At 56.2% G+C, this 22,783-nt stretch carries 26 protein-coding genes; 15 read left to right on the top strand and 11 right to left on the bottom strand.

Going from position 1 to position 22,783, the window contains the following annotated elements; genetic code table 11:
* The first annotated feature begins 45 nt into the window (after positions 1 to 45).
* From ubiE to tatC, 7 genes are all read left to right on the top strand, one after another.
* Positions 46 to 828, top strand: a complete 783-nt coding sequence (ubiE, locus tag G565_RS0106665; RefSeq protein ID WP_028670234.1) for a bifunctional demethylmenaquinone methyltransferase/2-methoxy-6-polyprenyl-1,4-benzoquinol methylase UbiE — start codon at positions 46 to 48, stop codon at positions 826 to 828.
* Complete coding sequence (locus G565_RS25865; protein ID WP_051207502.1) at positions 825 to 1,472, top strand: ubiquinone biosynthesis accessory factor UbiJ; 648 nt, start codon at positions 825 to 827, stop codon at positions 1,470 to 1,472. Before ubiE ends, G565_RS25865 begins: the two co-directional genes overlap by 4 nt.
* Positions 1,469 to 3,094, top strand: a complete 1,626-nt coding sequence (ubiB, locus tag G565_RS0106655) for a ubiquinone biosynthesis regulatory protein kinase UbiB (protein ID WP_028670233.1) — start codon at positions 1,469 to 1,471, stop codon at positions 3,092 to 3,094. Before G565_RS25865 ends, ubiB begins: the two co-directional genes overlap by 4 nt.
* A gap of 222 nt (positions 3,095 to 3,316) precedes the next feature.
* Positions 3,317 to 3,652, top strand: coding sequence for a phosphoribosyl-ATP diphosphatase (locus G565_RS0106650; RefSeq protein WP_028670232.1), 336 nt, complete (start codon positions 3,317 to 3,319; stop codon positions 3,650 to 3,652).
* A 108-nt stretch (positions 3,653 to 3,760) separates the two neighbouring features.
* Positions 3,761 to 4,033, top strand: a complete 273-nt coding sequence (gene tatA / locus G565_RS0106645; protein WP_028670231.1) for a twin-arginine translocase TatA/TatE family subunit — start codon at positions 3,761 to 3,763, stop codon at positions 4,031 to 4,033.
* 69 nt (positions 4,034 to 4,102) lie between these two features.
* Positions 4,103 to 4,582, top strand: coding sequence for a Sec-independent protein translocase protein TatB (gene tatB, locus G565_RS25860; RefSeq protein ID WP_051207501.1), 480 nt, complete (start codon positions 4,103 to 4,105; stop codon positions 4,580 to 4,582).
* On the top strand, positions 4,563 to 5,321 hold the full coding sequence (tatC, locus tag G565_RS0106635; protein WP_028670230.1) for a twin-arginine translocase subunit TatC: 759 nt from the start codon (positions 4,563 to 4,565) through the stop codon (positions 5,319 to 5,321). The genes tatB and tatC overlap by 20 nt, the downstream gene beginning before the upstream one ends.
* On the opposite strand, the gene G565_RS0106630 is transcribed toward tatC, so the two are convergent.
* Entirely contained in the window at positions 5,322 to 5,633 is a 312-nt protein-coding gene (locus G565_RS0106630; protein ID WP_028670229.1) for a hypothetical protein, read from the bottom strand.
* A 240-nt stretch (positions 5,634 to 5,873) separates the two neighbouring features.
* Between G565_RS0106630 and G565_RS0106625 the strand changes: the two genes are divergently transcribed.
* A complete protein-coding gene (locus G565_RS0106625) occupies positions 5,874 to 6,872 on the top strand; it encodes a Gfo/Idh/MocA family protein (protein ID WP_028670228.1) in 999 nt (332 codons plus the stop codon).
* Positions 6,873 to 7,075: 203 nt separating this feature from the next.
* Here the strand turns inward: G565_RS0106625 and G565_RS0106620 are convergent, their stop codons facing one another.
* On the bottom strand, positions 7,076 to 7,957 hold the full coding sequence (locus G565_RS0106620; protein WP_028670227.1) for an AEC family transporter: 882 nt from the start codon (positions 7,955 to 7,957) through the stop codon (positions 7,076 to 7,078).
* A gap of 152 nt (positions 7,958 to 8,109) precedes the next feature.
* Between G565_RS0106620 and G565_RS23250 the strand changes: the two genes are divergently transcribed.
* The 5 genes from G565_RS23250 to G565_RS0106595 all read left to right on the top strand — a co-directional run bounded on the left by G565_RS23250 (position 8,110) and on the right by G565_RS0106595 (position 12,883).
* A complete protein-coding gene (locus tag G565_RS23250) occupies positions 8,110 to 8,796 on the top strand; it encodes a DUF2796 domain-containing protein (protein WP_051207500.1) in 687 nt (228 codons plus the stop codon).
* Positions 8,797 to 8,881: 85 nt separating this feature from the next.
* Positions 8,882 to 9,589, top strand: coding sequence for an ABC transporter ATP-binding protein (locus G565_RS0106610; RefSeq protein WP_028670226.1), 708 nt, complete (start codon positions 8,882 to 8,884; stop codon positions 9,587 to 9,589).
* Complete coding sequence (locus tag G565_RS0106605; RefSeq protein WP_028670225.1) at positions 9,586 to 10,845, top strand: ABC transporter permease; 1,260 nt, start codon at positions 9,586 to 9,588, stop codon at positions 10,843 to 10,845. The genes G565_RS0106610 and G565_RS0106605 overlap by 4 nt, the downstream gene beginning before the upstream one ends.
* Before the next feature lie 23 nt (positions 10,846 to 10,868).
* Complete coding sequence (locus tag G565_RS0106600) at positions 10,869 to 11,420, top strand: DUF3299 domain-containing protein (protein ID WP_028670224.1); 552 nt, start codon at positions 10,869 to 10,871, stop codon at positions 11,418 to 11,420.
* A 194-nt stretch (positions 11,421 to 11,614) separates the two neighbouring features.
* A complete protein-coding gene (locus tag G565_RS0106595; RefSeq protein ID WP_157600016.1) occupies positions 11,615 to 12,883 on the top strand; it encodes a hypothetical protein in 1,269 nt (422 codons plus the stop codon).
* Between the two features lie 24 nt (positions 12,884 to 12,907).
* Here the strand turns inward: G565_RS0106595 and G565_RS0106590 are convergent, their stop codons facing one another.
* The 5 genes from G565_RS0106590 to G565_RS0106570 form a co-directional block, all read right to left on the bottom strand.
* Complete coding sequence (locus G565_RS0106590; RefSeq protein WP_028670222.1) at positions 12,908 to 13,135, bottom strand: DUF2798 domain-containing protein; 228 nt, start codon at positions 13,133 to 13,135, stop codon at positions 12,908 to 12,910.
* Positions 13,136 to 13,193: 58 nt separating this feature from the next.
* Entirely contained in the window at positions 13,194 to 14,585 is a 1,392-nt protein-coding gene (dbpA, locus tag G565_RS0106585; RefSeq protein WP_028670221.1) for an ATP-dependent RNA helicase DbpA, read from the bottom strand.
* A gap of 289 nt (positions 14,586 to 14,874) precedes the next feature.
* A complete protein-coding gene (locus G565_RS0106580) occupies positions 14,875 to 15,420 on the bottom strand; it encodes a YaeQ family protein (RefSeq protein WP_028670220.1) in 546 nt (181 codons plus the stop codon).
* A gap of 168 nt (positions 15,421 to 15,588) precedes the next feature.
* Positions 15,589 to 15,849: a hypothetical protein gene (locus G565_RS0106575; protein WP_028670219.1), complete on the bottom strand. Its 261-nt coding sequence runs from the start codon at positions 15,847 to 15,849 to the stop codon at positions 15,589 to 15,591.
* 432 nt (positions 15,850 to 16,281) lie between these two features.
* Positions 16,282 to 16,833 (bottom strand): gamma carbonic anhydrase family protein, encoded by a 552-nt coding sequence (locus G565_RS0106570; RefSeq protein ID WP_028670218.1) that lies wholly within the window; start codon positions 16,831 to 16,833, stop codon positions 16,282 to 16,284.
* 66 nt (positions 16,834 to 16,899) lie between these two features.
* On the opposite strand from G565_RS0106570, the gene G565_RS0106565 reads away from it, so the two are divergent.
* Positions 16,900 to 18,429, top strand: coding sequence for a Ppx/GppA phosphatase family protein (locus tag G565_RS0106565; RefSeq protein ID WP_028670217.1), 1,530 nt, complete (start codon positions 16,900 to 16,902; stop codon positions 18,427 to 18,429).
* A 66-nt stretch (positions 18,430 to 18,495) separates the two neighbouring features.
* Here G565_RS0106565 and G565_RS0106560 read toward each other — a convergent pair whose 3' ends face one another.
* The 3 genes from G565_RS0106560 to G565_RS0106550 form a co-directional block, all read right to left on the bottom strand.
* Positions 18,496 to 19,074: a PhnA domain-containing protein gene (locus tag G565_RS0106560; protein WP_028670216.1), complete on the bottom strand. Its 579-nt coding sequence runs from the start codon at positions 19,072 to 19,074 to the stop codon at positions 18,496 to 18,498.
* Positions 19,075 to 19,169: 95 nt separating this feature from the next.
* On the bottom strand, positions 19,170 to 19,565 hold the full coding sequence (locus G565_RS0106555) for an MAPEG family protein (protein ID WP_028670215.1): 396 nt from the start codon (positions 19,563 to 19,565) through the stop codon (positions 19,170 to 19,172).
* Between the two features lie 140 nt (positions 19,566 to 19,705).
* On the bottom strand, positions 19,706 to 20,638 hold the full coding sequence (locus G565_RS0106550) for a DUF3179 domain-containing protein (protein WP_028670214.1): 933 nt from the start codon (positions 20,636 to 20,638) through the stop codon (positions 19,706 to 19,708).
* A gap of 424 nt (positions 20,639 to 21,062) precedes the next feature.
* Here G565_RS0106550 and G565_RS0106545 point away from each other — a divergent pair, with 424 nt between their 5' ends.
* Entirely contained in the window at positions 21,063 to 22,061 is a 999-nt protein-coding gene (locus G565_RS0106545; RefSeq protein WP_157600015.1) for a hypothetical protein, read from the top strand.
* Between the two features lie 389 nt (positions 22,062 to 22,450).
* On the opposite strand, the gene G565_RS23245 is transcribed toward G565_RS0106545, so the two are convergent.
* The coding region (locus G565_RS23245) for an IS66 family transposase (protein WP_037338051.1) at positions 22,451 to 22,783 on the bottom strand (333 nt) is incomplete at its 5' end.

The following is a 22,783-nucleotide window of genomic DNA, read 5'->3' as shown; positions in this document are numbered from 1 at the left end:
GGTCTGGCCGACATCTGTTTTGTCTGACCGGCCCGCGGAGATTCCATGTCAGAGAAAGACACAGCCTCATCCGGCAACGATGCCCCGAACGATACCACGCATTTCGGCTATCAGACGGTCGCCACCGGCGAAAAACAAAAGCGTGTGGCCGACGTATTTCACTCCGTTGCCGCCAAATACGACCTGATGAACGACCTGATGTCGTTTGGTGTGCACCGGCTCTGGAAGAAATACACCATTGAGCTGTCGGGCGTGCGTCGTGGCAACCGGGTGCTGGATATCGCCGGCGGCACCGGGGATCTGAGCTACGACTTTGCCCGCAAGGTCGGGCCCGATGGTCTGGTGGTGTTGGCCGATATTAACGACTCCATGTTGAAAGTGGGCCGCGACCGGCTGGCCGATAGGGGCATAGCCGGAAACCTGGAAACGGTGCAGGCCAATGCCGAGTCCCTGCCGTTTCCGGACAACCATTTTGACGTCATCACCATGGCCTTCGGGTTGCGTAATGTGACTCATAAAGACAGGGCGCTGTCTGAGTTCAACCGGGTACTTAAGCCGGGTGGCCGGCTGCTGGTGCTGGAATTTTCCAAGCCACGCAACGACATGCTGAGCAAGGCCTACGACGTGTATTCGTTTAAGGCGCTGCCACTGATTGGCCGCGCCGTTACCGGCGATCCGGATAGCTACCAATACCTGGCCGAATCGATTCGCATGCATCCGGATCAGGATACGCTGAAGTCCATGATGGAAGACGCGGGCCTGGTGCAGGTACGCTACCACAACCTGACCGGCGGCATTGTTGCGCTGCACCGGGGTGTGAAGGCATGAGTTTGTGGCTCTGGCCGCTGCAGCGGCTGATCAACGATGCACTGCACTACGACGCCCAGGCGCAAACTCGCCTGCTGAAACTGGCTGGGCACAGCATCGTTCTGGCCACACGAGAACCGGATCTGACACTGGCCCTGTTTATCGATGCAGGAACCGGGTCGGAGGCCGTGCAAGTGACGTTATCGACCGAGATTCCGGTCAACCCGGACGCCCGCGTCAGCGGTAAGGCCCGCGATTTGTTCAGCGTTCTGCGCGCCGACGATCGGGCCCAGGCGATGATGGTGCACCAAATTGACATTCAGGGTGACACCCGCACCTTCTTTACCCTTCAAGAGGTCATGTCGACGCTCGACATCGACTGGGAAATGGCGCTCGGCGATCGGCTGGGCGACCTGCCGGCCCATTTTGTGGCTGACGGGCTCCGACTGTTCGGCGGCATGGCCAAAGCCCAGGGGCAGTCGTTTGACCGGACAGTGCGTAATTTTCTGCGTGAAGAAAGCGACTGGCTGGTGCCTAACTCCCTGTGGCGCGAGCATGCCCAGACAGTGCATCAGACCCGAATGGCGGTGGATCGTCTCGGCGCCCGCATTGCCCGCCTGCGCCAGCAAGTGGATACAAACGCTGACCGCCGGGGCCAATCGTGACGCTGATACGCCTGATACGCATTGCCTGGATACTGAGCCGCTACCGGCTGGACACACTGCTGCAGCACCAGCAGGTGCCCTGGCTGCTGCGCTTCGGCCAGTACTTCTTCCCGCCGCGCTGGATCATCCCGGCCAAAGGCAGTGAGGGTCGCCGCCTGCGCCTGGCGCTTGAAAGCCTGGGGCCGGTGTTTGTTAAATTCGGTCAGATCCTGTCGACGCGCCGGGATTTGTTGCCCGCCGAAATGGCAACAGAACTCGCCTACTTGCAAGACAGAGTGCCGTCTTTTCCCGGCGTTCGTGCCAAACGCCTGATCGAAGAGGCCCTGGGCGAGAGCGTCGACACCCTCTTTGCCGAGTTCTCTGAGGAGCCCATGGCGTCTGCCTCCATTGCTCAGGTGCATGCGGCCACACTGCCTAATGGGAAGTCGGTGGTGATCAAGGTGATTCGGCCCGGTATTCGCCGGGTAATCTCGAAAGATTTGCGGCTGATGGATCTGATGGCCCGGCTGGTGATGACCATTCCCGACGGTCGCCGCCTGCGCCCGGCTGAAGTGGTCGAAGACTTCCGTCGCACCATTCTCGACGAACTGGACCTGTTGCGCGAAGGCGCCAACATGGCCGCGTTGCGGCGCAACTTTGATGGTTCCGATTCCCTGTACATCCCATGGGTACACTGGGACTACACGCGCAAGAATGTGTTGGTGATGGAGCGAATCAGCGGCATTCCAGTATCGGACATCGATGCGCTGAACGCCGCTGGCATCAACATGAAGGTGCTGGCCGAGCGCGGTGTCGAGATCTTCTTTACCCAGGTGTTTCGCGATTCGTTCTTTCATGCCGACATGCACCCCGGCAATATTTTTGTCAGTCGCGACAACCCTGATTCACCCCAGTACATTGGCATCGATTGCGGCATCGTCGGCTCGCTGTCGCGCGAGGACCAGAGCTATCTTGCCCAAAACCTGCTGGCATTCTTTAACCGCGATTATTATCGGGTAGCCGAACTGCACGTCGAATCCGGTTGGGTACCCGCCCATACCCGGGTTAATGAATTCGAGTCGGCGATTCGCAGCGTTTGCGAACCCATTTTCGAGAAGCCGCTGGCTGAAATATCCTTCGGCTTGCTGCTGGTGCGGTTGTTCCAGACCGCACAACGCTTCGACATGACGGTGCAGCCGCAACTGGTGCTGCTGCAGAAAACCCTGCTCAACATCGAAGGCCTGGGCCGCCAGCTCTACCCCCAGCTGGATCTGTGGGCGACGGCCAAACCGTTCCTGGAAAACTGGGTGCGCGAGCAAGTGGGCCCCAAACGGTTCATCAACACCCTGCGCCAGCATGGCCCGAGTTGGCTGGCAAAAGCCCCGCAAATGCCGGACCTGGTGCACGATACGCTGATGAATCTGCGTAAGATCGGGGGTGTCGAACAACGCATCAATGCTCAGTTGGAGGCCGGTCGCAAGGAACGCAAGCAAGGACAGCGTCGCTTTGTACGCCGTCTCGGCGCGGCGATCCTGCTGGCCGGCGTGATTCTGATCCCCTCCCCCGCGGTCTGGCTGCAGAGCTTGTCGACGGGTCAGTGGGTCGGGTTGGCTGTTGGGGCTGTTTTATTACTGTGGCCATAATTAGGTATTAAGTTTCGGCGTTTTGCGCGATGCAAGTGGCGGATGCCGGTGATGCTTCTGCGGGGAAGTCCGCAACATGGATGTTGCGGTCTAGGCCCCATGGACGGGTTCACGCCGACCCCGCAGAAGCATCACCGGCAGCCGACGCGGACCATAGCCACTCATTGAACACTGAAACTTGGTTAAACGAACGCTGCAACAAAACGTTAAAGGTTGTGTCATATGATGGACGTTCTGCAACAATTGGCCGACACTCTGGAGGCCCGCAAGGGAGTCAGTGCGGATGATTCCTACGTTGCTTCCCTGTATGCCAAGGGGTTGGATAAAATACTGGAAAAAGTCGGGGAAGAGTCGGTAGAGACGATTTTGGCGGCGAAAAACGCGGCGGCTGACCCCTCGTTGAACGACAAGGTCATCTCAGAGACGGCCGATTTGTGGTTTCATACGCTGGTGATGCTGGCACAGCTGGATTTGTCGCCTGCGGATGTCACCGACGAGCTGGCGCGGCGCTTCGGATTGTCCGGACTCGACGAAAAAGCATCGCGCTCAACCGATTGAGCACTTGACCTGACCCCCCGGTCTGAGCGCAAATAGAGAAATTGAGTTGCACATTATCAGATAGCCACCGGCACTCGGGGGCTGAAGACATCTTAAGAGGGTAGCATCATGGGTTTTGGCGGCATTTCTATCTGGCAACTGTTGATTGTTCTGGCCATCGTACTGCTTATTTTCGGCACCAAGCGCCTGAAAGGCCTGGGCGGTGATATGGGCAGTGCCATTAAGAGCTTCAAGAAAGCGGTAAACGAAAACGACGAAGAAACCGTCGCGTCTGAGAAAAAATCCGAAGACGAGAAAAAAGCATCTTTGGAAAAGAAAGACGCTCAGTTTGCCGAAACCGAACAGGAAACCACCAAGAAGACCGATACCAGCGCCCACTAACCGGGGCGCCCATCTGTTTTATGGCCCGCTCATGCCGGGCGGCCGCTACTGATCTGTTGAGAGCTCACTATGTTCGACATCGGTTTTACCGAATTGATGCTGCTGGCCGTTATCGGCATGGTAGTGATCGGGCCCGAGCGATTGCCGGGCGTGGCGCGCACAGTGGGGCGCACCGTGGGCAAGGCACGGCGCTTTATGACCGGGCTGCAAAATCAGCTCGAACAGGAAGTGCGGCTGGATGAACTGAATAAGAAGATCATCGCCGAGACCAAAGGTCAAACCTTCAAGAACAACGATGAAACGGGGGCGGGTGACGTCCGTCACGAAAATGAAGACGCGGAAGTGCCGTCCATTGCTCCCCGGTCCGCGCTGGATGAAACCGCCCAGGCCGAACTGGAAGGCGACATTCAGGCCGAAGCAGCGCTGAGACGTAAGGTGAATAACGACGCGGCCGCCCGAGCCCGTGTCCCTCAGGATACTGACACCACTGCCGACGCCCCCACCACCCACTCCGATACCAGGCCCGACGATGAAGTCCGAAAACCCTGAAGATTCCACCATGCCCCTGGTCGCGCACCTGAAAGAACTGCGCGACCGCATGATGCGCTCCATAGTTGTCGTTTTTGTGGTTTTTCTGGGTCTGTACTTTTTGGCCGGTGACCTCTACATGATTCTGGTCAAACCGCTGGAAGTGTTACTGCCCGAAAGCGGCCAACTGATCGCCACCGGGGTGACCTCGCCGTTCTTCGTACCGCTGAAGCTGACCATCGTACTGGCCGTGTTTATCTCGGTGCCCTACCTGTTGCACCAGATCTGGGGCTTCATTGCGCCGGCGTTGTATAAACATGAGCGCCGGGTCGCGGTGCCGTTGTTTATCTCCAGCGTGCTGCTGTTTTATGCGGGGGTGAGCTTTGTGTACTTCGTGGTGCTACCGCTGGTGTTTGGCTTTTTCACCTCGGTGGGGCCGGAAAACATCAACTTAATGCCCGACATCGGCAACGTGCTCGATTTCTGTCTGAAACTTTTCTTTGCGTTCGGGATCGCCTTTGAAATTCCGATCGCAACTTTCCTGCTGGTGCGCGCAGGCATTGTCTCGGTCGACTCACTGGCGGCCAAGCGGCCTTACATTTTTGTCAGTTGTTTTGTTTTTGGCATGCTGGTGACACCGCCGGACATGATCTCGCAAACCATACTGGCGGTGCCGATGTGGCTGTTGTTTGAACTCGGCCTGGCGTTCAGCCGGTTGATTCCGAAAGCCAAAATCGAAGAGGCGGCAGAGCTGGACTGATCAGCGCTGCTGGTCGGACGCGTCTTTATTCTGTTCGTCGACCACTTCTCCTTCGATAACCTGGTGGCCCCGGTTAGCCCCGGGCCCCTGTCCATTCGCCTGGCCCTGTCGGCGCTGAGCTTCTTCGTAGGCTTTTTTGAAACGCGACGCAAACAGCGGCCGGCCGGTGATTTTCATCTTGACGGCGTTGATGATCGCCAGGCCAATGCCGACAGCGGCCAGCGCCAACACCAGAAACAGACCAATCCAGAAAAAGAACACCAGCAAGGCGAGGCCAATGATGGCGGCGAGAATGCGCATAAAGGGTGACATAGAGCTTATCCTAAACGATGTATGAACCGACCTTGCCATAACCGACCTCACTGTGGGTTTACAGAACCAGAGTCTTTCAGAGCCAGTGGCAGTGTAGTTACTATTAAAGTAGTGACTATTAATGCGGTTAGCCTTTCACAAAACAACAATGGTTTCAGGGCCAAAGGTCATAATTTGCCCGCAGTTTACGCCCTGAAGACACCGAACTCACGCAGAATGGACGAAACAGGGGCTTAGCCAATGCCAGATACACCAATTCGCTGGGGCATTCTCGGCGCCGGGAACATTGCCCACAAATTTGCCGACGCCGTCGCACAGGACCCGGACAGCATGCTGGTTTCGGTCGCGTCCAATACACCGGGCAAGGCCGCTGCGTTCGCCGAAGCGGTCGGTATCAGCGCCGATGAAAGCTACCAGAGCCTGGTCGGAAGAGACGACATAGATGTCGTGTACATTGCCACCACGCATAATTTTCACACCGACAACGCCGCGCTGGCGCTGAATCACGGAAAGTCGGTGTTGATCGAAAAGCCCTTCACCGTAAACGCCCCTCAGGCTCAGTTTTTGGTCGACCTGGCCAGAGACAAGGGGCTGTTTCTGATGGAAGCGATCTGGACGCGGTTTCTACCCACGATGATCGAGCTTAAGAAACGGCTCAATGAGCAGGTGATCGGCGAGGTTCAGCACATGAACCTGACGTTTGGCGGCTTTGCACCCGATAAATATCGCCCGCGACTGATCGATCCGGCACTGGCTGGCGGCGTGACGCTCGATATGGGCATCTACCCAATCAGTTTTGTCTGTTATCTCGCCGGTGAACTGCCGGTGCAGGTGCAGTCGCTGTGTCAGTTCAGTGATACCGGTGTCGACGAGCGCGCTACCTATCAGTTTCGCTTTGCCAGTGGCATGACGGCGTCTATTGCCACCAGCTATAACCTGAAAATGAAGCAGGAAGCCGTGCTTTACGGCACCACCGGCTATATCGATTACCCCGACTTTCAATCCGGCAGTGCCTTTGCGATACACCATCACGGTGGCACCAACGACGTCGATGACAGTGCGGCGGTGCAGCTGGATCAGGCTGACAATGGCTTTGTGTATCAGGTGGCGGAAGTCGTGCGCTGCCTGCGCGCGGGCGAGCGCGAAAGCCCACTGATTCCGCACACTGAAACGGTCGCGATCATGGCGCTGATGGATGACATGCGTCAGCAGTGGGGTCTGCGTTATCCATTTGAATAGGGTGAGTCCTGAGTTGGATAGTCAGGTTTCGGGGGTCGTTGAGTAGCCATAACCCGCGTCGGTGACCGGTTGCGCCTCTGCAGGGTCGGCGTAAATCCATCCATGGAGCCTAGGCCGCAGCACCCATGCTGCGAACTCCCCTGCAGAGACACAACCGGCAACCGCCGCTCACACAGTGCAATCCTGAAACCTAACTATCCAACTCAAGACAATAGTTGAATGCCAAGCACAGCCAGGAGAGAGATTGGCAGGCTGACCAGAATGATGGCGGCGATGTCGTCCTTGGGGCCATTGTAATGGCTGGCGAGCAGATAGCTGATCACCGCGACCGGCATGCTTGCTTGCAGCAACAGAGTTTGTTGCACCAGGGGTGACAGCGGCAGCGCCAGGCAAACCAGAAGGGCGGCGGTCAGGCCGATGGTTACCCGGGCGAAGGACAAACCAACGATGCGGCCGAGCCGGTCTAGCCGGCGCACGTCGATGCTTGCCAGTGATTTACCGAGCAGCAACAGCATGATCGGTAGCGTCATGCCGGACAGCAGCGATAGGGTCGACATGACAGCTTCCGGTCGAGGGGCGTCGACCAGCCGCCAGATGACGCCTGCGATCAACGCCAGAATAGAGCCGTTTCGCAAAATTGACGTGATACTAAAACGGCCTGACAGCAAGCCGACCCCCAGCGTGAAATGGCTGATTTGCACCACCGTTGAAATGACCACGGCGTGAATCAGTGCCTCGGGGCCAAGTAGCGCAAAAACCAGGGGAATGCCCAGGTTCCCGGTGTTGGGATTGACCAGCATGGGTAAGTAGCCGCGAATCGGCAGACCGCTGAGATGCAGCACGACCGCGCCAAACAAGGCGCTGATGACCAGAACGGCGACGATGGCCCACAGTGTTCCGGACAGGCTCAGCAGGTCGGCATCCATCGTCAGTAGAGCGTTCAGGATCAGGGTTGGCAGGCCGATGTGAGTGACAAGGGTCGCCAGCGAAGGTGAGTTCAGCAAGCCGGTTTTGCGCGCCAGTCCGTATCCGAGTGCGGCACAAAACAGGACGGGAATCAGCGCATTAACGTAAGCAAGTAGCACGGGCGTTCCGAATTGGCATTGTGCGCAACAGTATATCGGGACTGAGGCCTGTTCGAACAGAATGGCAATTGGCAACTTATTTTGATACGTTGTAACATATCTAGATTGTTCTGCTCCCTGCAAACCCAGCAGCTATTAAGGAAAATTACGACATGAACCGAAAATCGACCCCGGCGCTCTGTGTTATTGGGTTAGCGACCCTGGCTACCGCCGTCCAGGCTGAAACCGAACGCCAGCATGGCGCGCACGAACATGGCGCGGCGCAATTGACTCTGGCCGCCGAGAATCAAACCCTTGTCGTCGGGCTCGACTCACCGGCCTACAACCTGGTGGGTTTTGAACAGGCGCCTTCAAACGATGCTCAGCGGGCTCAGGTTGAATCTGCACTGGCGACTCTGGCCCGGGCTGATGCGGTTCTGGATTTACCGGCGGCGGCTCAGTGTGCGCTAACGGGACAGACCGTGGATGCGGACCATTGGCAAGGCTCGAGCGCTGGCGAAGACCATCACGACGAGCACGATGAAGACCACCACGACGATCATGACGACGAGCACGACGAGCATGAAGAAGACCATCACAACGATCATGACCAGGAGCACGATGATCATAGCCGTGTGCACGATGACCATGAAGGTCATGATGATGGCGAAAGCGCTCACTCGGACGTACTGGTTGAGTGGACCTATCGCTGCGATAATCTCGATGCGTTACGCACGGTGACGGTGTCGGCGTTTGAGCATTTTCCCAATTTGACCGACTTACAGGTACAGTACATCGGTGACGACTGGCAAGGGGCAACGCAACTGACACCATCCAGCCCAAGCCTGAGGCTTAACTGATTCGCAGTCGATGTGTCGCAGAGGCGCTACCGGCGCCGCTGCAGAACCGCGCCATCCGTTTCCCGTATCATCAATAGAGGCCCCCATGGCGGACGCTCTGAGTATTGAGTCCCTGGCTTTTCGCTGGCCCGGCCAGCAACACAACACCCTGAGCATCGACCGGCTGCAATTGCCCGCCGGTTCCAGTTTGTTTGTGCGCGGCCCCAGTGGCAGCGGCAAGAGTACCCTGCTGAATTTGCTGGCCGGTGTGCTGGTGCCCACCGAAGGGGTGATTCAGGTGCTTGATCAGCCGCTGTCGCAGCAGCCCGGCAAGCAGCGTGACCGGTTTCGGGCCGATCACATCGGCTACATTTTCCAGCAATTCAATTTATTGCCTTATCTATCGGTGATCGACAATGTGATGCTACCGTGTCGACTGTCGCGTCGTCGTCACCAGAAAGCCTTGTCCGAAGCCGAGAGCCTGACTGCGGCGGCGGGCGATCGCCTGACCCGTTTGAACATACCCGAATCGCTCTGGTTGAAGCGGGTGTCTGCGCTCAGTGTCGGGCAGCAGCAACGGGTTGCCGCTGCCCGGGCATTAATGGGCCTGCCGGAGCTGGTTATTGCCGATGAACCCACCTCGGCACTCGATCAGGACAATGTGGATAACTTTATGGACGTGCTCACCGGGCAGTGCCAGGCGCTTGGAAGCGCTCTGGTGTTTGTCAGTCACGACCGGCACCTGGCGCGCTGGTTCGATCAGGAACTTGAACTGGACGCGCCGGCACCCTCCCGCAACGAGGCCGTATCATGAACTGGATCCGCCTTGCGCTCGCCAGTCTCTGGAACCGTCGCACTACAGCGCTGCTGACGCTGGGCATGGTGGCGCTCAGCCTGAGCCTGCTGCTTACGGTTGATCGGGTGCGAGAAGACACTCGTGCAAGCTTCTCCAACACGCTGTCCGGCACCGACCTGATTGTCGGTGGGCGAACGGGAGCGCTGAACCTGTTGCTGTACTCGGTGTTTCGCATTGGCAATGCGACTAATAACATCAGTTGGGAAAGCTATTCAGACCTGAGCCGCAACTCCGCCGTTGCCTGGACGGTGCCGCTGTCGCTCGGCGATTCTCACCGGGGTTATCGGGTCATCGGCACCACCACCGACTATTTTGAGCACTATCAGTACGGGCGAAATCAGGCACTCAGCTTCAACAGCGGTGAGCCGTTCGACGATGTCTACGATGTCGTGCTCGGTGCCGAAGTCGCTGCCGTACTGGACTACAGACCCGGCGATGAGCTGGTGGTGGCCCATGGCCTAGGATCGACCAGTTTCGCAAACCACGACGACAAACCGTTTACCGTGGTCGGTATTCTCAACGCGACGGGCACACCAGTCGACCGCAGTGTTCACGTACCGCTCGAAGGCATCACTGCCATGCATGTCGACTGGCAACAGGGCATTAAGCTGCCGGGCTTGTCCATTTCGGCCGACGAGGCCCGAACCATGGATCTGACGCCCGAGAGCGTCACGGCGGTGCTGGTCGGGATGAAATCCCGGGTTCAGACCTTCTCATTTCAGCGGCTGATTAATCAGTATCGGGCTGAGCCGCTGTCGGCGATCATCCCCGGCGCTACACTGCAGGAATTGTGGCAGTTAATTGGTATTGCCGAAAACGCCTTAATTGCCGTGTCATTTATGGTCGTGGTAACAGGCTTACTGGGCATGGTGACTGTCATACTGGCGGGGCTGAATGAGCGCCGGCGTGAAATGGCTATTTTGCGTGCACTGGGTGCCCGGCCCGGCCACATTCTGGGGTTGCTGATGCTGGAGTCCGGCTTGTACGGTGTCGCCGGTCTGCTGGCCGGTTTGCTGTTGCACTGGGGTGTCATCGCCCTTGCCAGCATTTGGGTTCAAGGCACCTACGGCATACAATTGACGCTGGCACTGCCATCGCCCAGCCTGTTGATGGTATTGGCAGGTTTTATCGGTCTGGCATTTTTGGCTGGGTTGCTGCCGGGTTGGAAGGCCTATCGGCAATCGCTGTCCGATGGCCTGACTGCTTCCACTTAATTGACGCTGCTGCGGACGCAACCATGAACCTTATCGTTAGACACGCCAAACCCTGGCTGATACTCAGCGCGCTGTTATTGGCGGGAGTAGCCTTCACCGCCCAGGCGCGTGAAGCCGTGGATATTCAATGGGATGATCTGATGCCCGCCGACTTCACCTACAAAAGTCTGCGCGACCAGATCGATTACAGCCAATACGACCTGAGCAGCCTCAGCGACGACGACCCGGAGGCGCAGCGGCTCTACAGCGACATGACGCAACTGCTGGCCAATGCGCCCGTGGTTGATGCGTTGGCGGGCGCTAATGTCCGGCTGGCCGGGTTTGTGGTGCCGCTGGAGATGGACGGTGATTCGGTTTACAGCTTTCTGTTAGTGCCCTACTACGGCGCTTGTATTCACACGCCTCCCCCGCCGTCGAACCAGATCGTCTTTGTGCAAACCCAGGGCGGGTACGAGATGGGGCCGATGGACGAGCCGGTCTACGTCAGTGGTACCCTGATGGTAGAGGCGCAGCAGTCTGAGCTGGGCAGTTCCGGTTACACCCTCTATGCCGGGCGTATCGATCCCTATCTCTAAAATGATCGTCCATATTCCGGTGGCAGGCCGCCGAAATGTTACGAAGTTCAACAGCCTGCTAAATAGCCCCGCTTTCGTGAATCCCCTTTGAATGATGAGTCAGAGCCCTTTATGCTGCGCTAAAGGGCGGTGGCGATCATTCGTTGATGCGACCGCCCAAAGACCCTACCCGTTTCAACCCGATAAGGAACACCATGAAAAGGATTCTACTTATATTGCTGATCATCGTGGTCGGTGGCTATGGCGCCGCCCACTGGCAGGTTAATCGCACGGTAAAAAGCCAGCTGGATCAGGCCGCGCAAATGGCCGCTGGCGTCGGCCGCCTTACCTATGGACAGATCTGGGTCATACCCACGGGTGAAGTGCGTGTGCATAATCTGAATTTTGCCGCTAACGGTCAGAATGGTGACGTTCGCATTCAGAGCGCCTCGCTGGAAACCGATAATTTGCTGGCCCTGGTGCAGTTGGGTCAGACGCTGAGCAACAATGAAGTCCCGCAACGGTTGGCATTTAGGTTGAATGGGATTGAGCTGGACCTCAACACCATGCGGTCACTGGTGGATAACAGCGCCCAGCAGCATATGCTCGCCGCTGGTTGCGGCGAAGAGCGCACCTATTTCAACTTTACCGATCTCGACAGCATGGGGTATCGCCAGACGCGCTCTGACATGACCATGGAATACCGTCTGTCGCCAGCGCGCGACACCTTGCAGGTAGAAGGTGAATTCACGACCGAGACCATGTATCGGATGAGCGCTCGCCTCGAAGTCGCGCTGGCAGAAGGCCAGGGCGCGGCGGCGATGATGGGCGCAACCCTGAACCAGGTGCAGTTGCAGGTTGAGGATTTAGGCTACGTGCCGGAGGTAATGTCCTACTGCGCCCGGGAGACCGGCCTGAGCATCGAGGCGTACAAAACCCGCCACGTCAGTGCCTGGGAACAGCTGTGGCAACAGCAGGGCGTGGTGCTTGGCGACGGCGTTGTGGAGGCTTACGCCACCTACATCGAACGGCCAGAGAGCCTGAGCCTGGAAAGTTTCGCCCGGCTGAACGCAATGCAACTGATGATGACCTCCGACCCGCAAGCACTGCTGGACCTGATCGCTCCGCAAATTGTGGTAAACGGCGGCGTACCGAGCCCGGTGCAGTTAACCCTGGCCAGGCCAGAACGCCCGGCGCCCAGTGTTGCTGAACCTGAAGCACCCCAGCCCGAGGCCCGCCAACTGGAGACTGAGCCTGCGCAGGCATCACAAGCCCCCCGCGTGGTTGAAGTGCCGGTTGCTGATCTGGCCAGGTGGCTGAATACGGAGATGGTCATCAATCTGTCTGACGGACGGGAGTTTCGCGGGGAAATAGAAAGCCTGAATGATGACGAAGTGCAGTTCAAGCAATCGGTCTTCGGTGGCACCATGGTGATGCCAGTGGCACGCGACACCATACGCCGGGTTCGGGTGGTGAATCCGTAACCGATGCCGCGCTAAAACGGGCTTTCAATCACGCTGACACAAGGCGATTGAAAGCCGCATGACGCGTTTTCCCGCGATCAGAATCACTGTAAAAGCGATGGGCCAGGCAGCCACCATGGCCCCGGCCCAGCGCCCTGTAAATCCACGATCGAAGCCCGTATTCAAGGCGGTAATCACGGCGGTCATGATGGTGACCATGACGACCGACATCAGAAAAGCCTGAACCAGTGGCTGATGGCGTTTTGAAAACATTCGGTGCATTCCTGACTATTAGGTTTATCTAATATTATAACCCATTGGGCCGCCGTCGTTAACTCGCCTGCACCACGCGAACCCGAAACGACCGCCCTTTGATTCGACCGCGGCCTAGCTTGTCCAGCGCGCGCTTTTTCGCACCTCGGGCCACGGCGACATAGGTGCATTGGTCGAATACGGATATTTTGCCCACTTCCGAGCCGTCGATACCCTGTTCACCCGTCAGCGCGCCGAGCACATCACCGGGGCGTACTTTCTGCTTTTTGCCACCGTCGATCTGCACCGTAATCATCGGCGCCGGCTGAGGCCGGAAATGAGCATGAACCGCCGCAGGCAGGGCTTCCGGTTCAAGCGTTGTGTTCAAATACCCTTCAAGGGCGGCCAACCGATGGCCTTCCCGGTCACTGAACAACGTACAGGCAATCCCCTGGCTACCAGCACGACCGGTGCGACCAATGCGATGCACGTGCACTTCCGGGTCGAGCGACATGCGGAAGTTGATCACCGCATCCAACGCATCGATGTCGAGCCCGCGAGCGGCAACGTCCGTCGCGACCAGCACCGAGACACTCTTATTGGCAAAGGTCACCAGCGATTCGTCACGCTGGCGCTGATCCAGATCCCCGTTCAGGGCGATGGCACTGTGACCGGCCTTTGTCAGGGCGTCGGCGACGTCGAGTGTCTCTGCTCGGGTGTTGCAGAATACAACCGCGCTGGTCGGCTGATGATGCGCCAGCAAACGCAACAGAGCATCGAGCCGGTCGTCGTCATTGCCGACCCGGAACAAACTTTGGGCGATGCTCTCACTGTCGTGCCGGGCTTCGACTTTCACGACAGACGGGTTGATCAGAATGTGGTCAGCCAGTTGTTTGATCTGGTCCGGGAAGGTCGCGCTGAACAGCAGGGTTTGGCGTTTTGTCGGAACCGACTGAAGAATTGACTCCAGCACCGGTTGAAACCCCATGTCCAGCATCCGGTCGGCTTCATCCAATACCAGGGTATCGACATGGTCGAGCACCAGGGTGCCCTTGCGCACATGCTCTTCAATACGGCCGGGCGTACCCACGATGATATGAGCGCCGTGTTCGAGCGACCCGATTTGCGGACCAAAGGGCATGCCGCCGCACAACGTCAGAATCTTGATGTTGTGAATGCCGCGCGCCAGTTTGCGCAACTCTTTCGCCACCTGGTCGGCCAACTCCCGGGTCGGGCACAGCACCAGTGTCTGAATGCGAAAGCGCTTAACATCGAGCTTGTTCAGTACACCCAAACCAAAGGCCGCTGTCTTGCCAGACCCGGTTTTACCCTGCCCAATCACATCCCGCCCGGCCAGAATATCGGGCAGGCTGCTGGCTTGAATCGGTGTCATCTGATGGTAATCGAGCGACGCCAGGTTGCTCAGCAGATCGGGGTTTAACGGCAGGGAGGAAAAATCGGTTTGGCTCACAATCGGGTCTCTTGGTCGGCTACCTTGGGTAGCCTGGGGCAAATGGGCGCGCATTGTACGCTTTGTGACCAGTGACCCCAAGAGTTATTGAATAAGGTATTTAATCCGAATGCCATCCGGGCAAAGTGCTGGCTGCCGGGTAAGCTCATCCGGGGTAGTCCGCAGCAGGGATGCTGCGGCCTAGGCTCTATGGATGGATTGAGTGGGCGGCATTCCGCCCGACCCCGGAGGAGCTTACCCGGTAGCTGGCACGAACTCATGGCACTGAGTAAACCCGGCCACTATTTCTTTAGGTTTTGTCTTTAATCCGTATCGGCGTAATCGTCAAAGCATCATCGTCTTTGGATAAATAGAGCACACCCTCGGTAATGCTGCACTGGAACGTCATCGAACGCTCGAACCAGTCGGTCAGTGTATCCAGGTCTTCCTCTGAGAATTCCCAGATCTCCAGCTCGGGCAGGCGTGCCAGCGCGGCTTTGTTTTGCGCCAGCCACAATGGCACGCTGCGCCCACCGTAGGTGTAGAGCTTCACCGCTTTGGCCTGGGCACTCGCTTTACGCAACCATTTCTCGTCGGGCTGGCCGAACGCGACCCAGAGGGTGATGTCACCGGTCAGGTCGCGTTCCGACAGCTCCGGTTCGCCTTCATCGCTCAGGCCTTTGGAGAACGCCAGCGTTTCCGACGCGTTAAGCATGAACGCCAGTAGCCGAACCATAATACGGTTCGGGGTTTCTGAAGGGTGCTGTGCCAGACTGAAGGCGTGTTCCTGATAATAGCCTCGGTCCATATCGGAGATGCTCAGGCGCGCTTTCAGCACGGTGGCTTTGAGTGCCATGGTGGTGTGCTCTTGAAGGGTAAGGCGACGGAGTGTACTGCAGTGGGCGGGGTGAACAAAGCGGTTGCATCGGATGAGATGCAAGTCCGGCGGCAATCTCTGCCGCCGGGTCTTACCGGGAGAGCGCTGTGTCAGGCCGCCTGCCTGACTTGATCAGCGCTCTCCATCTTAGGCGCTAGGAGGCCCGACGCTCTTTCCGCCGGGACTTCGCGCTTGTTGCTCCGGCCTTTGTTGCTGTTTTTCCTGACGGCTCTTTTCTTGCGGTTCTCTCCAGGTGAGCGGGGCTTCCGGCGCCTGTTGGCCAAGGCCGATGTCTTTCTGCAAGTGGCTGTTCAGGTGCTCGGCAACGTAACGCTCAGCACGTTTTTCCTGCAACCAGCGGTTCAGTTCGCGGCGCTGGTTAATACGGTTCATCAGTTTGGTGATCATGGTCACTCTCCAGGTCTTTGATCGCATTGTTAACATGCAAGCACTGGGAGCTGTGGCAGAAAGCGCGGGAGTGTTGGCGTCAGGAGAGGGCTTTTTCAAACACACTCCTTGTGGTGCAACGAGCCGCGGGTTTCATCCACGGCTCGCAAGGCTTGTGTCCTTAGTCGAATCGCGGGTGCAACAGCACAGTACCGGTGAACGCTGGGTTCACAGTACGGGAGGTGCACAGTTGGCGCATGGTTAGAATGCTTTTCATGGCGTGCCTCCGTGGTTAGTGCCGTTTGGGCAAGTTCGAATTAAGGGTTTGCTAATGAAACGCTGTGTTTCATTAACGGGAAGATTACTCGAACGGTGCCGTTCGCTCAACCCTAAACTTTCAAGGTCTAAAGAATTCATAAGTCTTATGATAAAAAGCGGTTAATCGCTGGTGAATCAGGCGCTGTCGTCGCCCAGGCCATCGGCCAGATAATCGTCTTTCAGTTTGGTGTAATTGCCGGCGCTGTACTTGAAAAAACGACGTTCTTTTTCCGACAGTGGTCGTACCTGACGTGCCGGTGAACCCATGTAAACGTAGCCAGAGGCAAGTGTTTTGCCCGGTGGCACCAGGGTCCCCGCGCCGATCACCACCTGGTCTTCGACCACGGCGCCATCGAGCACCGTGGCGCCAATGCCGATCAGCACTTCGTTGCCAATGGTGCAGCCGTGCAAGCAGGCCTGGTGGCCAATGGTTACATCGTTACCGATGGTCAGAGGCCAGCCATCCGGGTTGAAATCGCTGGCGTGGGTGATGTGCAATACCGCGCCGTCCTGAACAGACGTGCGTTCCCCGATTCGGATGCGATGCATGTCGCCGCGCACCACCGCCCCGGGCCAGACCGAGGTGTCATCACCCAGTGCTACATCGCCCAGAACCATGGCGCGGGTGTCGATAAAGACGCGCTGCCCGAAGTGCGGGGTGTGCCCGCGAAAACTGTGAATGGCCATAGTACTTGCTCCCAGGGGTTTCTTTAGTCAGCATTGTGGCAAGAATTCACGCAGGTTGCATCGCACATGCTCAAGCTCTCAGATTTTTGGCGGAACCGGGTGGAAGAAATGGCAGCCATCGACCTGGGCTCCAACTCCTTCCACATGATTGTTGCGCGCCTTGAAAAGGGAGAGCTGAAGGTGCTTGACCGAATTAAAGAGCCGGTGAGGCTGGGGTTCGGGCTCGATGCCAACGGCAAGCTCGATGATTTGTCCCAGCGTCGCGCCCTGGAATGCCTGGCTCGTTTTGGCCAGCGCATCAACCACCTGCCACCTCACGCGGTGCGCGCCGTTGGAACCCGAACCCTGCGCAAAGCGTCCAATGCCGGTCCGTTTCTGGCAAAAGCGGAAACCGCGCTCGGGCACTCGATTGATGTCGTTTCCGGCGCAGAAGAAGCCCGGCTGATTTACCAGGGCGTTGCCCAGGGGCTGGACGACGAACTGGACAGACGCCTGGTGGTCGACATTGGCGGCGGCAGTACCGAGGTTATTGTCGGCGAGCAGTTTCAGCCGCTGCATCTCGACAGCCTGGGCATGGGGTGTGTGGCACTGATGCGCGATTTCTTTGAAGACGGACAACTGAGCAAAAAGTCCGTTAAAAAGGCCATCACCTTTTGCCTGCAGAAAATTGAACCGGTGCACGATGGGTTTCAGAGCATTGGCTGGCAACGGGCGATAGGCTGCTCGGGCAGCATCAAGTCTATTTCCAAAGTGGCCGAAGCCATCACGGGCAGCCCAATCATCACCCGCCAACTGTTGAACGATTTGTGCGATCAGGCCGGGCAAAGCAAGAAAGTCGACGACTTCAATCCCAATGGCCTTACCTCAGACCGAAAACCGGTGTTTTTGGGCGGGTTGATCGTATTGCGGGCCGTTTTCGAAGGCCTGGGGCTTGAGACCATGGAGGCCTCTCCCTGGGCGCTGCGTGAAGGCTTGCTGTACGACCTGATCGGTCGCTACGACCATGAAGATGTTCGTAGCCGGGGTGTGCAACATCTTGCCCAGCGGTTTCACACCGATGATCAGCAGGCGAAGCGGGTGGCCGATACCGCCCTGCGCTTTTTCAACGACAATCTCGCCGCCCTCGGGCTAACCCAGCCCGAGCCCTGGTCGAATTATTTGCGCTGGGCGGCTCAGGTTGCGGAAGTTGGGCTCGACATCTCACACAACCAATTCCATAAGCACAGTGGCTACATCGTCGCCAACTGCGACCTGGCCGGCTTCAGCCACGAAGAACAGCAACGACTCACCTTTCTGGTGCGTCATCACCGCAAGAAACCGGACCTCAACAAACTGACTGAACTGGGCGAAGACGATCAAACGCTGATGCCCATATTGCTGGTCATATTCCGGCTCGCCACAGTGCTCCACCGGGCTCGAACCGGCAGCACCTCCGAGGGCGTTACACTGCGTATTGAAGGCGAGCAAATTATGCTGACCGCTCAGCGGGATTGGTGGGAAAACCACGGTTTGACCCAGGCCGACCTGGAGCAGGAAGCTCAGTATTTGAGTAAGCTGGGGTTTGCGTTGTTGCTGCAACAGTCGTTGACGGATTGAATGATGAGCTGAGAGCTAAGTGAGCCTGGTGTCATGATGAATACCAGGCATTAAAACCGCCTGCATTCAGGACTTCTTGACGAACTGCGTCAGAATGACAATCTGCTGGCCATTGACCCGGCCTTCAATGTGTTCGGCGTTGTCGGCCACCAGTGAAATGCCTCGCACTGCCGTGCCTCGCTTGGCGGTGAAGTTTGCGCCTTTTACGGTCAAATCTTTGATCAACGTCACCGTATCGCCTGCACTTAACACCACGCCATTGCTATCACGGTGAATGACTTTGTCGTCGTTACTGACGTGGTCTCCCGTGGCTTGTGCCCAGGCCAGGGTGTCGTCGTCCAGATACAGCATATCGAGCAGATCTTTCGGCCAGCCTTCGGCGATCAGCCGGTGCAATAAGCGCCAGGCCATAACCTGCACGGGGGCTTCCTGACTCCACATGCTGTCGTTCAGGCAACGCCAGTGGTTGGCGTCCATACGCTCCGGGTGTTCAATCTGATCCAGGCAGGTTGCGCAAACCAGTATCGCTGTATCCGGCGTTTCTGTGGGGTTGGGTGGTACCGCGTAGACACCGGGTTGATTCGTTGATTTGCACAGTTCGCACTGGCTGCCACTGCGTTCCTGAAGAACAGAGATGAGGGTCATGAAGGGAGCGCCGGGAAAAATGAGCGCGTAGTTTACCGCATCGTTTGCGTGATACCGAATGCGGAGCGTGTTTTTTCAGGCGCCGGGTTGCGGTTTTAAGCGCCGTACACCGGAGCCAGCAATAAGCCGAGACTGGCCAGGTAACCCACCGCCCAGACAATGCTGCGCAACGACGCCACGTTACCCACATAAAGCCCAATATAAACCACCCTCGACACGATGAATGCCATGGCCAGTAGGCTCGCAACCATTGACCCTGCGGCAAACACTTCCGCCACAATCACCCCGGCCGCAAACATCGGAAAGGCCTCAATGGTGTTCTGGTGCGCCGCAATCCCCCGAGCGCCAGCGCCGGTCAGGTTGGCTTGTTGGGCTCGGGGGTGGTTGTTGTCGTACCCGCCTTTCATGGCGGCCATGACTTTCATCGCCGGCCACTTAGACATAATGACCAGTAACGCGGCAATGAACAGGCACCACAGTGGTAAAGACATATCAAACTCCAGAAAGACCCAGTAGCAACACAGTACGCGAACACAGGGCATAGGGATGAGTGACAGACGTCATAAACTCTCATCAAATTGTGGTTCGCCAGTGCAAGGGTCGGGGTTTCAGGAGTGCCCGCTGTTGCCGTTCAGGGGGCCGTGAACACCTCTGTACCCGGATAAAAGGCATACCAGGCAAACCAGAAAGCTGTCAGGCTGGGCAACGACTCCTCTTGCCATTCAATACTGGCGCTTCGGTGATCGGCATCCCACAGAACCGTAAACGGCTGGCCGCCGACGGTGTCGTTAAAACGAGCTTGTGCATTCTTATCCAACTCTTCAAAGGGGTAACCCTTGTGTTGACCATTGAAACTTACCCCCAGCACCCATTCCTTCGCGTGCCAGGGCCCGGGTGCCTGATTCGACACCGGAAACAATGTGGTGGGTGACTGTTCATACCCCGCATAGGGGTCGCGCAGATAGTCCCGGCGAAAACCGGTATCCCGACTCAGAACCTGAGTAGTGGGGTGAGCTTCCCGCCAAGCTTGCCAGGTCGTGTGTTTGACCGGCAAGGCGGTGAGCTGCGTGTCCATTAGTGGCCCTGCAACGCCCTCGGACCAGATTTGTGACCAGAGGGTTTCGGTTTCCCGGTCGTATAACAGCACATCGCTTTGATACAGCAAACCTGACACGCCGAAAGTCAGGGCCTGCTCCTCGACTCGCGAATCAAACACCATGCCGGTATTGCACAAGGGACAAAAAGTGACGGCTATAGGCTGGCCAGCAATCTCATCGTTCACAATCTCATGCCAATTGAGAATGGCGACCGGGTAAGCCCGGGCGTCACCACCAATGACCAGCCCAAGCACCCGATCATCCGGTTGCAGCCAATTGGCTTTATCGGCGGTCTCAAACCGGGGGTCATCAATGGCGGGAATACCATCACGCGGCGGGCCACCCCGGCGAATGTCTTCAGCCGGAATAGACGCGCCGGAAATATCAAATCCATTCAGGACTTCAGCCCAGGCAACAGTAAACAATAACGACAGGGCAATAGCGCAACTCAGGGCGATGGCTTTCATTGTCGGGTCTCTTCGGCCGGTGTGTAGCAGAACAGTCGGTTAAGGCTGGAAATGCTTACGGTAAGACGGCGGATAGACAGATGGTGAGGATTCGTGCCTGTCATTTTATTGACAAAACTCAGGGTTTCAAAAAATATAACCCTTTGTCTTTAATGTATTGTCTTAAGGGTTTACACGAGAGATTCAACAGCTAAATGAACTTAAAATACTAATAATTCATCTAAATTCTGCAAAATAATAGAAATCAACCCAGTTTCTATCCTTAGATAAAGGTCAAGTATTCGACTTTTATGCTCACAAGTTATTATAAAAACCGGGCTTTAATGGAACGCTCCGTTGCGATGTTGGGAAAATTTACATAAGCTGCTTTACATATGTCAGCAAACTGTAAGCTACAAACCGATGATTTAAGGAGTGCCGGTTGATGGATTGCAAGAAATTGATAGCACTTTCAATAGCAGTTTCGCTGCTTGTTCTAGTTGGATGTAACCCGGGCAGTTCCAACCCAGACAGCTCAAATTCAAGCACGGGATCACTGGTTGGGATTGAGTGTGAATATGGAACTTTCTCACAAGTTACGGCTATGAATAATCATCGCTTCAGGGTTTCAATCCCTAGAGGCGAGTGTATTGGAACGCAAAATAGTAACGCCTATCGTAAAGCCCTGCCCGTGGAAATTGGCATCCTTGATTCGAGACTCAGTGTCAGCGCAACCGCAAAGGTTTATGGAGGATATCAACCCACCTATTCCATCACTGTTGAAAATAATTCAGATGATGATTTGTGCTTTATCAAATTTAGCAACCTATCTGCTCAGAACTTGGAAGGAGAATCGTTGGTGTCAGTTCCCATGGAGTTCTTGCATGGAGACATGATGGAAAATAAATATGTCAGGACTATTAGTTGCCTGATGGCAAACAGTACAGGAATCGTTGCTGACTATCTGGATTTTGATCCAGTAGATTTAACCACCGCCGCTCAGATCCATATTGGTGAAATATCTGCGCAAGTATTGAGCGATAGTGTGCCAGTCACTGGTATTAGCCTGAATAGTTTTACTTGGGGCGAAGACATGGAAGTTGCAGAGTATATGAATGGCACCGGAGAAACAGTTGATCTTAGTCAGACTTATCGAACCATTGAGTATTTTGATGAACAAGGCTATTTGATTGCGAGCTTGTTTCTGGAAAACAATGAGAACTCGAATCTTGTTCAAGCAGGCGAAACGTTCGATTCTTATAGGCGCTCATTTCGCAGCGAAAAAATATCTGAACTGCAATTAGGGGTGGATTGGGATGCCTATGATTTAAGCGCAAAAAGTACAATTGTTCGATCGCAAAACTATTTTAGCTTACAAGAACTGAAAAGAATGAGGCGTGATTCGGAGCTTCAAAAAGAAAGCCTTTTTTTGAGCTACCGTTAACCACTAGTAAGGCTGTGTACATAGCAAAATCGTTGATTTTTTATGGGCCGTTATAGCTACTCCAGAAAAGTCATAATTCAGCGTACGCTTATTGAGACACCCACCGTTACAAATTGTAAATACAATGTGTATCCAGATAAGCATTTGGAACATTCGGGCGCTAAATACTTGCTCCCTCTTTCGTGTAAACAGGTTAAAAGGAATCTGATGTGAGTTCCCATTCAAGAAGGTATGCCGTAAGAACAGCCCTCATGACTCTATGTCTCCTTTTGACCAGCTGTGCTACGACATCAAGTGCAATAAACGCGCTAAGTTCGTATAAAGCTGACACAAGTCCGAATGCTTTTGTTGAGCGCGATTGGAGTAAGCGATCCATTAACCCCACACTTTCACTGAGCAGGTAACTCGATATTCCACGGTAGCAAGGCATCAACATCATCGTCAGATGTTGCCAGCGGCAACTGCTCAAAGACCCGCTTCAGATAGTGATAGGGTTCCAGTCCATTAGCCTTCGCCGTTTCCATGATCGAGTACCACACAGCACTGGCTTTTGCTCCGTTAACCGTATCACTGAACAGCCAGTTTTTCCGGCCCACTACGAACGGTCTGATCGCATTTTCAGCACCGTTGTTATCGATCGGCATGGCGCCGTTGTCGAGATAACGCATTAGCCCTTGCCGCTGGTTCAGCGCATAGTTGATCGCCTTACCCAGTTTGCTCTT

Origin of the sequence: Saccharospirillum impatiens DSM 12546 (assembly GCF_000423605.1) — a bacterium.
GTDB classification, from domain to species: Bacteria; Pseudomonadota; Gammaproteobacteria; order Pseudomonadales; family Natronospirillaceae; genus Saccharospirillum; species Saccharospirillum impatiens.
Note: the sequence above shows the minus strand (reverse complement) of the source record. Positions and strands in the feature narration are given on the sequence as shown.

What these genes read in the sequence shown, in the direction of transcription:
- ubiE (WP_028670234.1), top strand. Translation starts at nt 46, where the DNA reads ATGTCAGAGAAAGACACAGCCTCATCCGGCAACGATGCCCCGAACGAT.
- G565_RS25865 (WP_051207502.1), top strand. Translation starts at nt 825, where the DNA reads ATGAGTTTGTGGCTCTGGCCGCTGCAGCGGCTGATCAACGATGCACTG.
- G565_RS0106650 (WP_028670232.1), top strand. Translation starts at nt 3,317, where the DNA reads ATGATGGACGTTCTGCAACAATTGGCCGACACTCTGGAGGCCCGCAAG.
- tatA (WP_028670231.1), top strand. Translation starts at nt 3,761, where the DNA reads ATGGGTTTTGGCGGCATTTCTATCTGGCAACTGTTGATTGTTCTGGCC.
- tatB (WP_051207501.1), top strand. Translation starts at nt 4,103, where the DNA reads ATGTTCGACATCGGTTTTACCGAATTGATGCTGCTGGCCGTTATCGGC.
- tatC (WP_028670230.1), top strand. Translation starts at nt 4,563, where the DNA reads ATGAAGTCCGAAAACCCTGAAGATTCCACCATGCCCCTGGTCGCGCAC.
- G565_RS0106630 (WP_028670229.1), bottom strand. Translation starts at nt 5,633, where the DNA reads ATGTCACCCTTTATGCGCATTCTCGCCGCCATCATTGGCCTCGCCTTG.
- G565_RS0106625 (WP_028670228.1), top strand. Translation starts at nt 5,874, where the DNA reads ATGCCAGATACACCAATTCGCTGGGGCATTCTCGGCGCCGGGAACATT.
- G565_RS23250 (WP_051207500.1), top strand. Translation starts at nt 8,110, where the DNA reads ATGAACCGAAAATCGACCCCGGCGCTCTGTGTTATTGGGTTAGCGACC.
- G565_RS0106610 (WP_028670226.1), top strand. Translation starts at nt 8,882, where the DNA reads ATGGCGGACGCTCTGAGTATTGAGTCCCTGGCTTTTCGCTGGCCCGGC.
- G565_RS0106605 (WP_028670225.1), top strand. Translation starts at nt 9,586, where the DNA reads ATGAACTGGATCCGCCTTGCGCTCGCCAGTCTCTGGAACCGTCGCACT.
- G565_RS0106600 (WP_028670224.1), top strand. Translation starts at nt 10,869, where the DNA reads ATGAACCTTATCGTTAGACACGCCAAACCCTGGCTGATACTCAGCGCG.
- G565_RS0106595 (WP_157600016.1), top strand. Translation starts at nt 11,615, where the DNA reads ATGAAAAGGATTCTACTTATATTGCTGATCATCGTGGTCGGTGGCTAT.
- G565_RS0106590 (WP_028670222.1), bottom strand. Translation starts at nt 13,135, where the DNA reads ATGTTTTCAAAACGCCATCAGCCACTGGTTCAGGCTTTTCTGATGTCG.
- G565_RS0106580 (WP_028670220.1), bottom strand. Translation starts at nt 15,420, where the DNA reads ATGGCACTCAAAGCCACCGTGCTGAAAGCGCGCCTGAGCATCTCCGAT.
- G565_RS0106575 (WP_028670219.1), bottom strand. Translation starts at nt 15,849, where the DNA reads ATGATCACCAAACTGATGAACCGTATTAACCAGCGCCGCGAACTGAAC.
- G565_RS0106570 (WP_028670218.1), bottom strand. Translation starts at nt 16,833, where the DNA reads ATGGCCATTCACAGTTTTCGCGGGCACACCCCGCACTTCGGGCAGCGC.
- G565_RS0106565 (WP_028670217.1), top strand. Translation starts at nt 16,900, where the DNA reads ATGCTCAAGCTCTCAGATTTTTGGCGGAACCGGGTGGAAGAAATGGCA.
- G565_RS0106560 (WP_028670216.1), bottom strand. Translation starts at nt 19,074, where the DNA reads ATGACCCTCATCTCTGTTCTTCAGGAACGCAGTGGCAGCCAGTGCGAA.
- G565_RS0106555 (WP_028670215.1), bottom strand. Translation starts at nt 19,565, where the DNA reads ATGTCTTTACCACTGTGGTGCCTGTTCATTGCCGCGTTACTGGTCATT.
- G565_RS0106550 (WP_028670214.1), bottom strand. Translation starts at nt 20,638, where the DNA reads ATGAAAGCCATCGCCCTGAGTTGCGCTATTGCCCTGTCGTTATTGTTT.
- G565_RS0106545 (WP_157600015.1), top strand. Translation starts at nt 21,063, where the DNA reads ATGGATTGCAAGAAATTGATAGCACTTTCAATAGCAGTTTCGCTGCTT.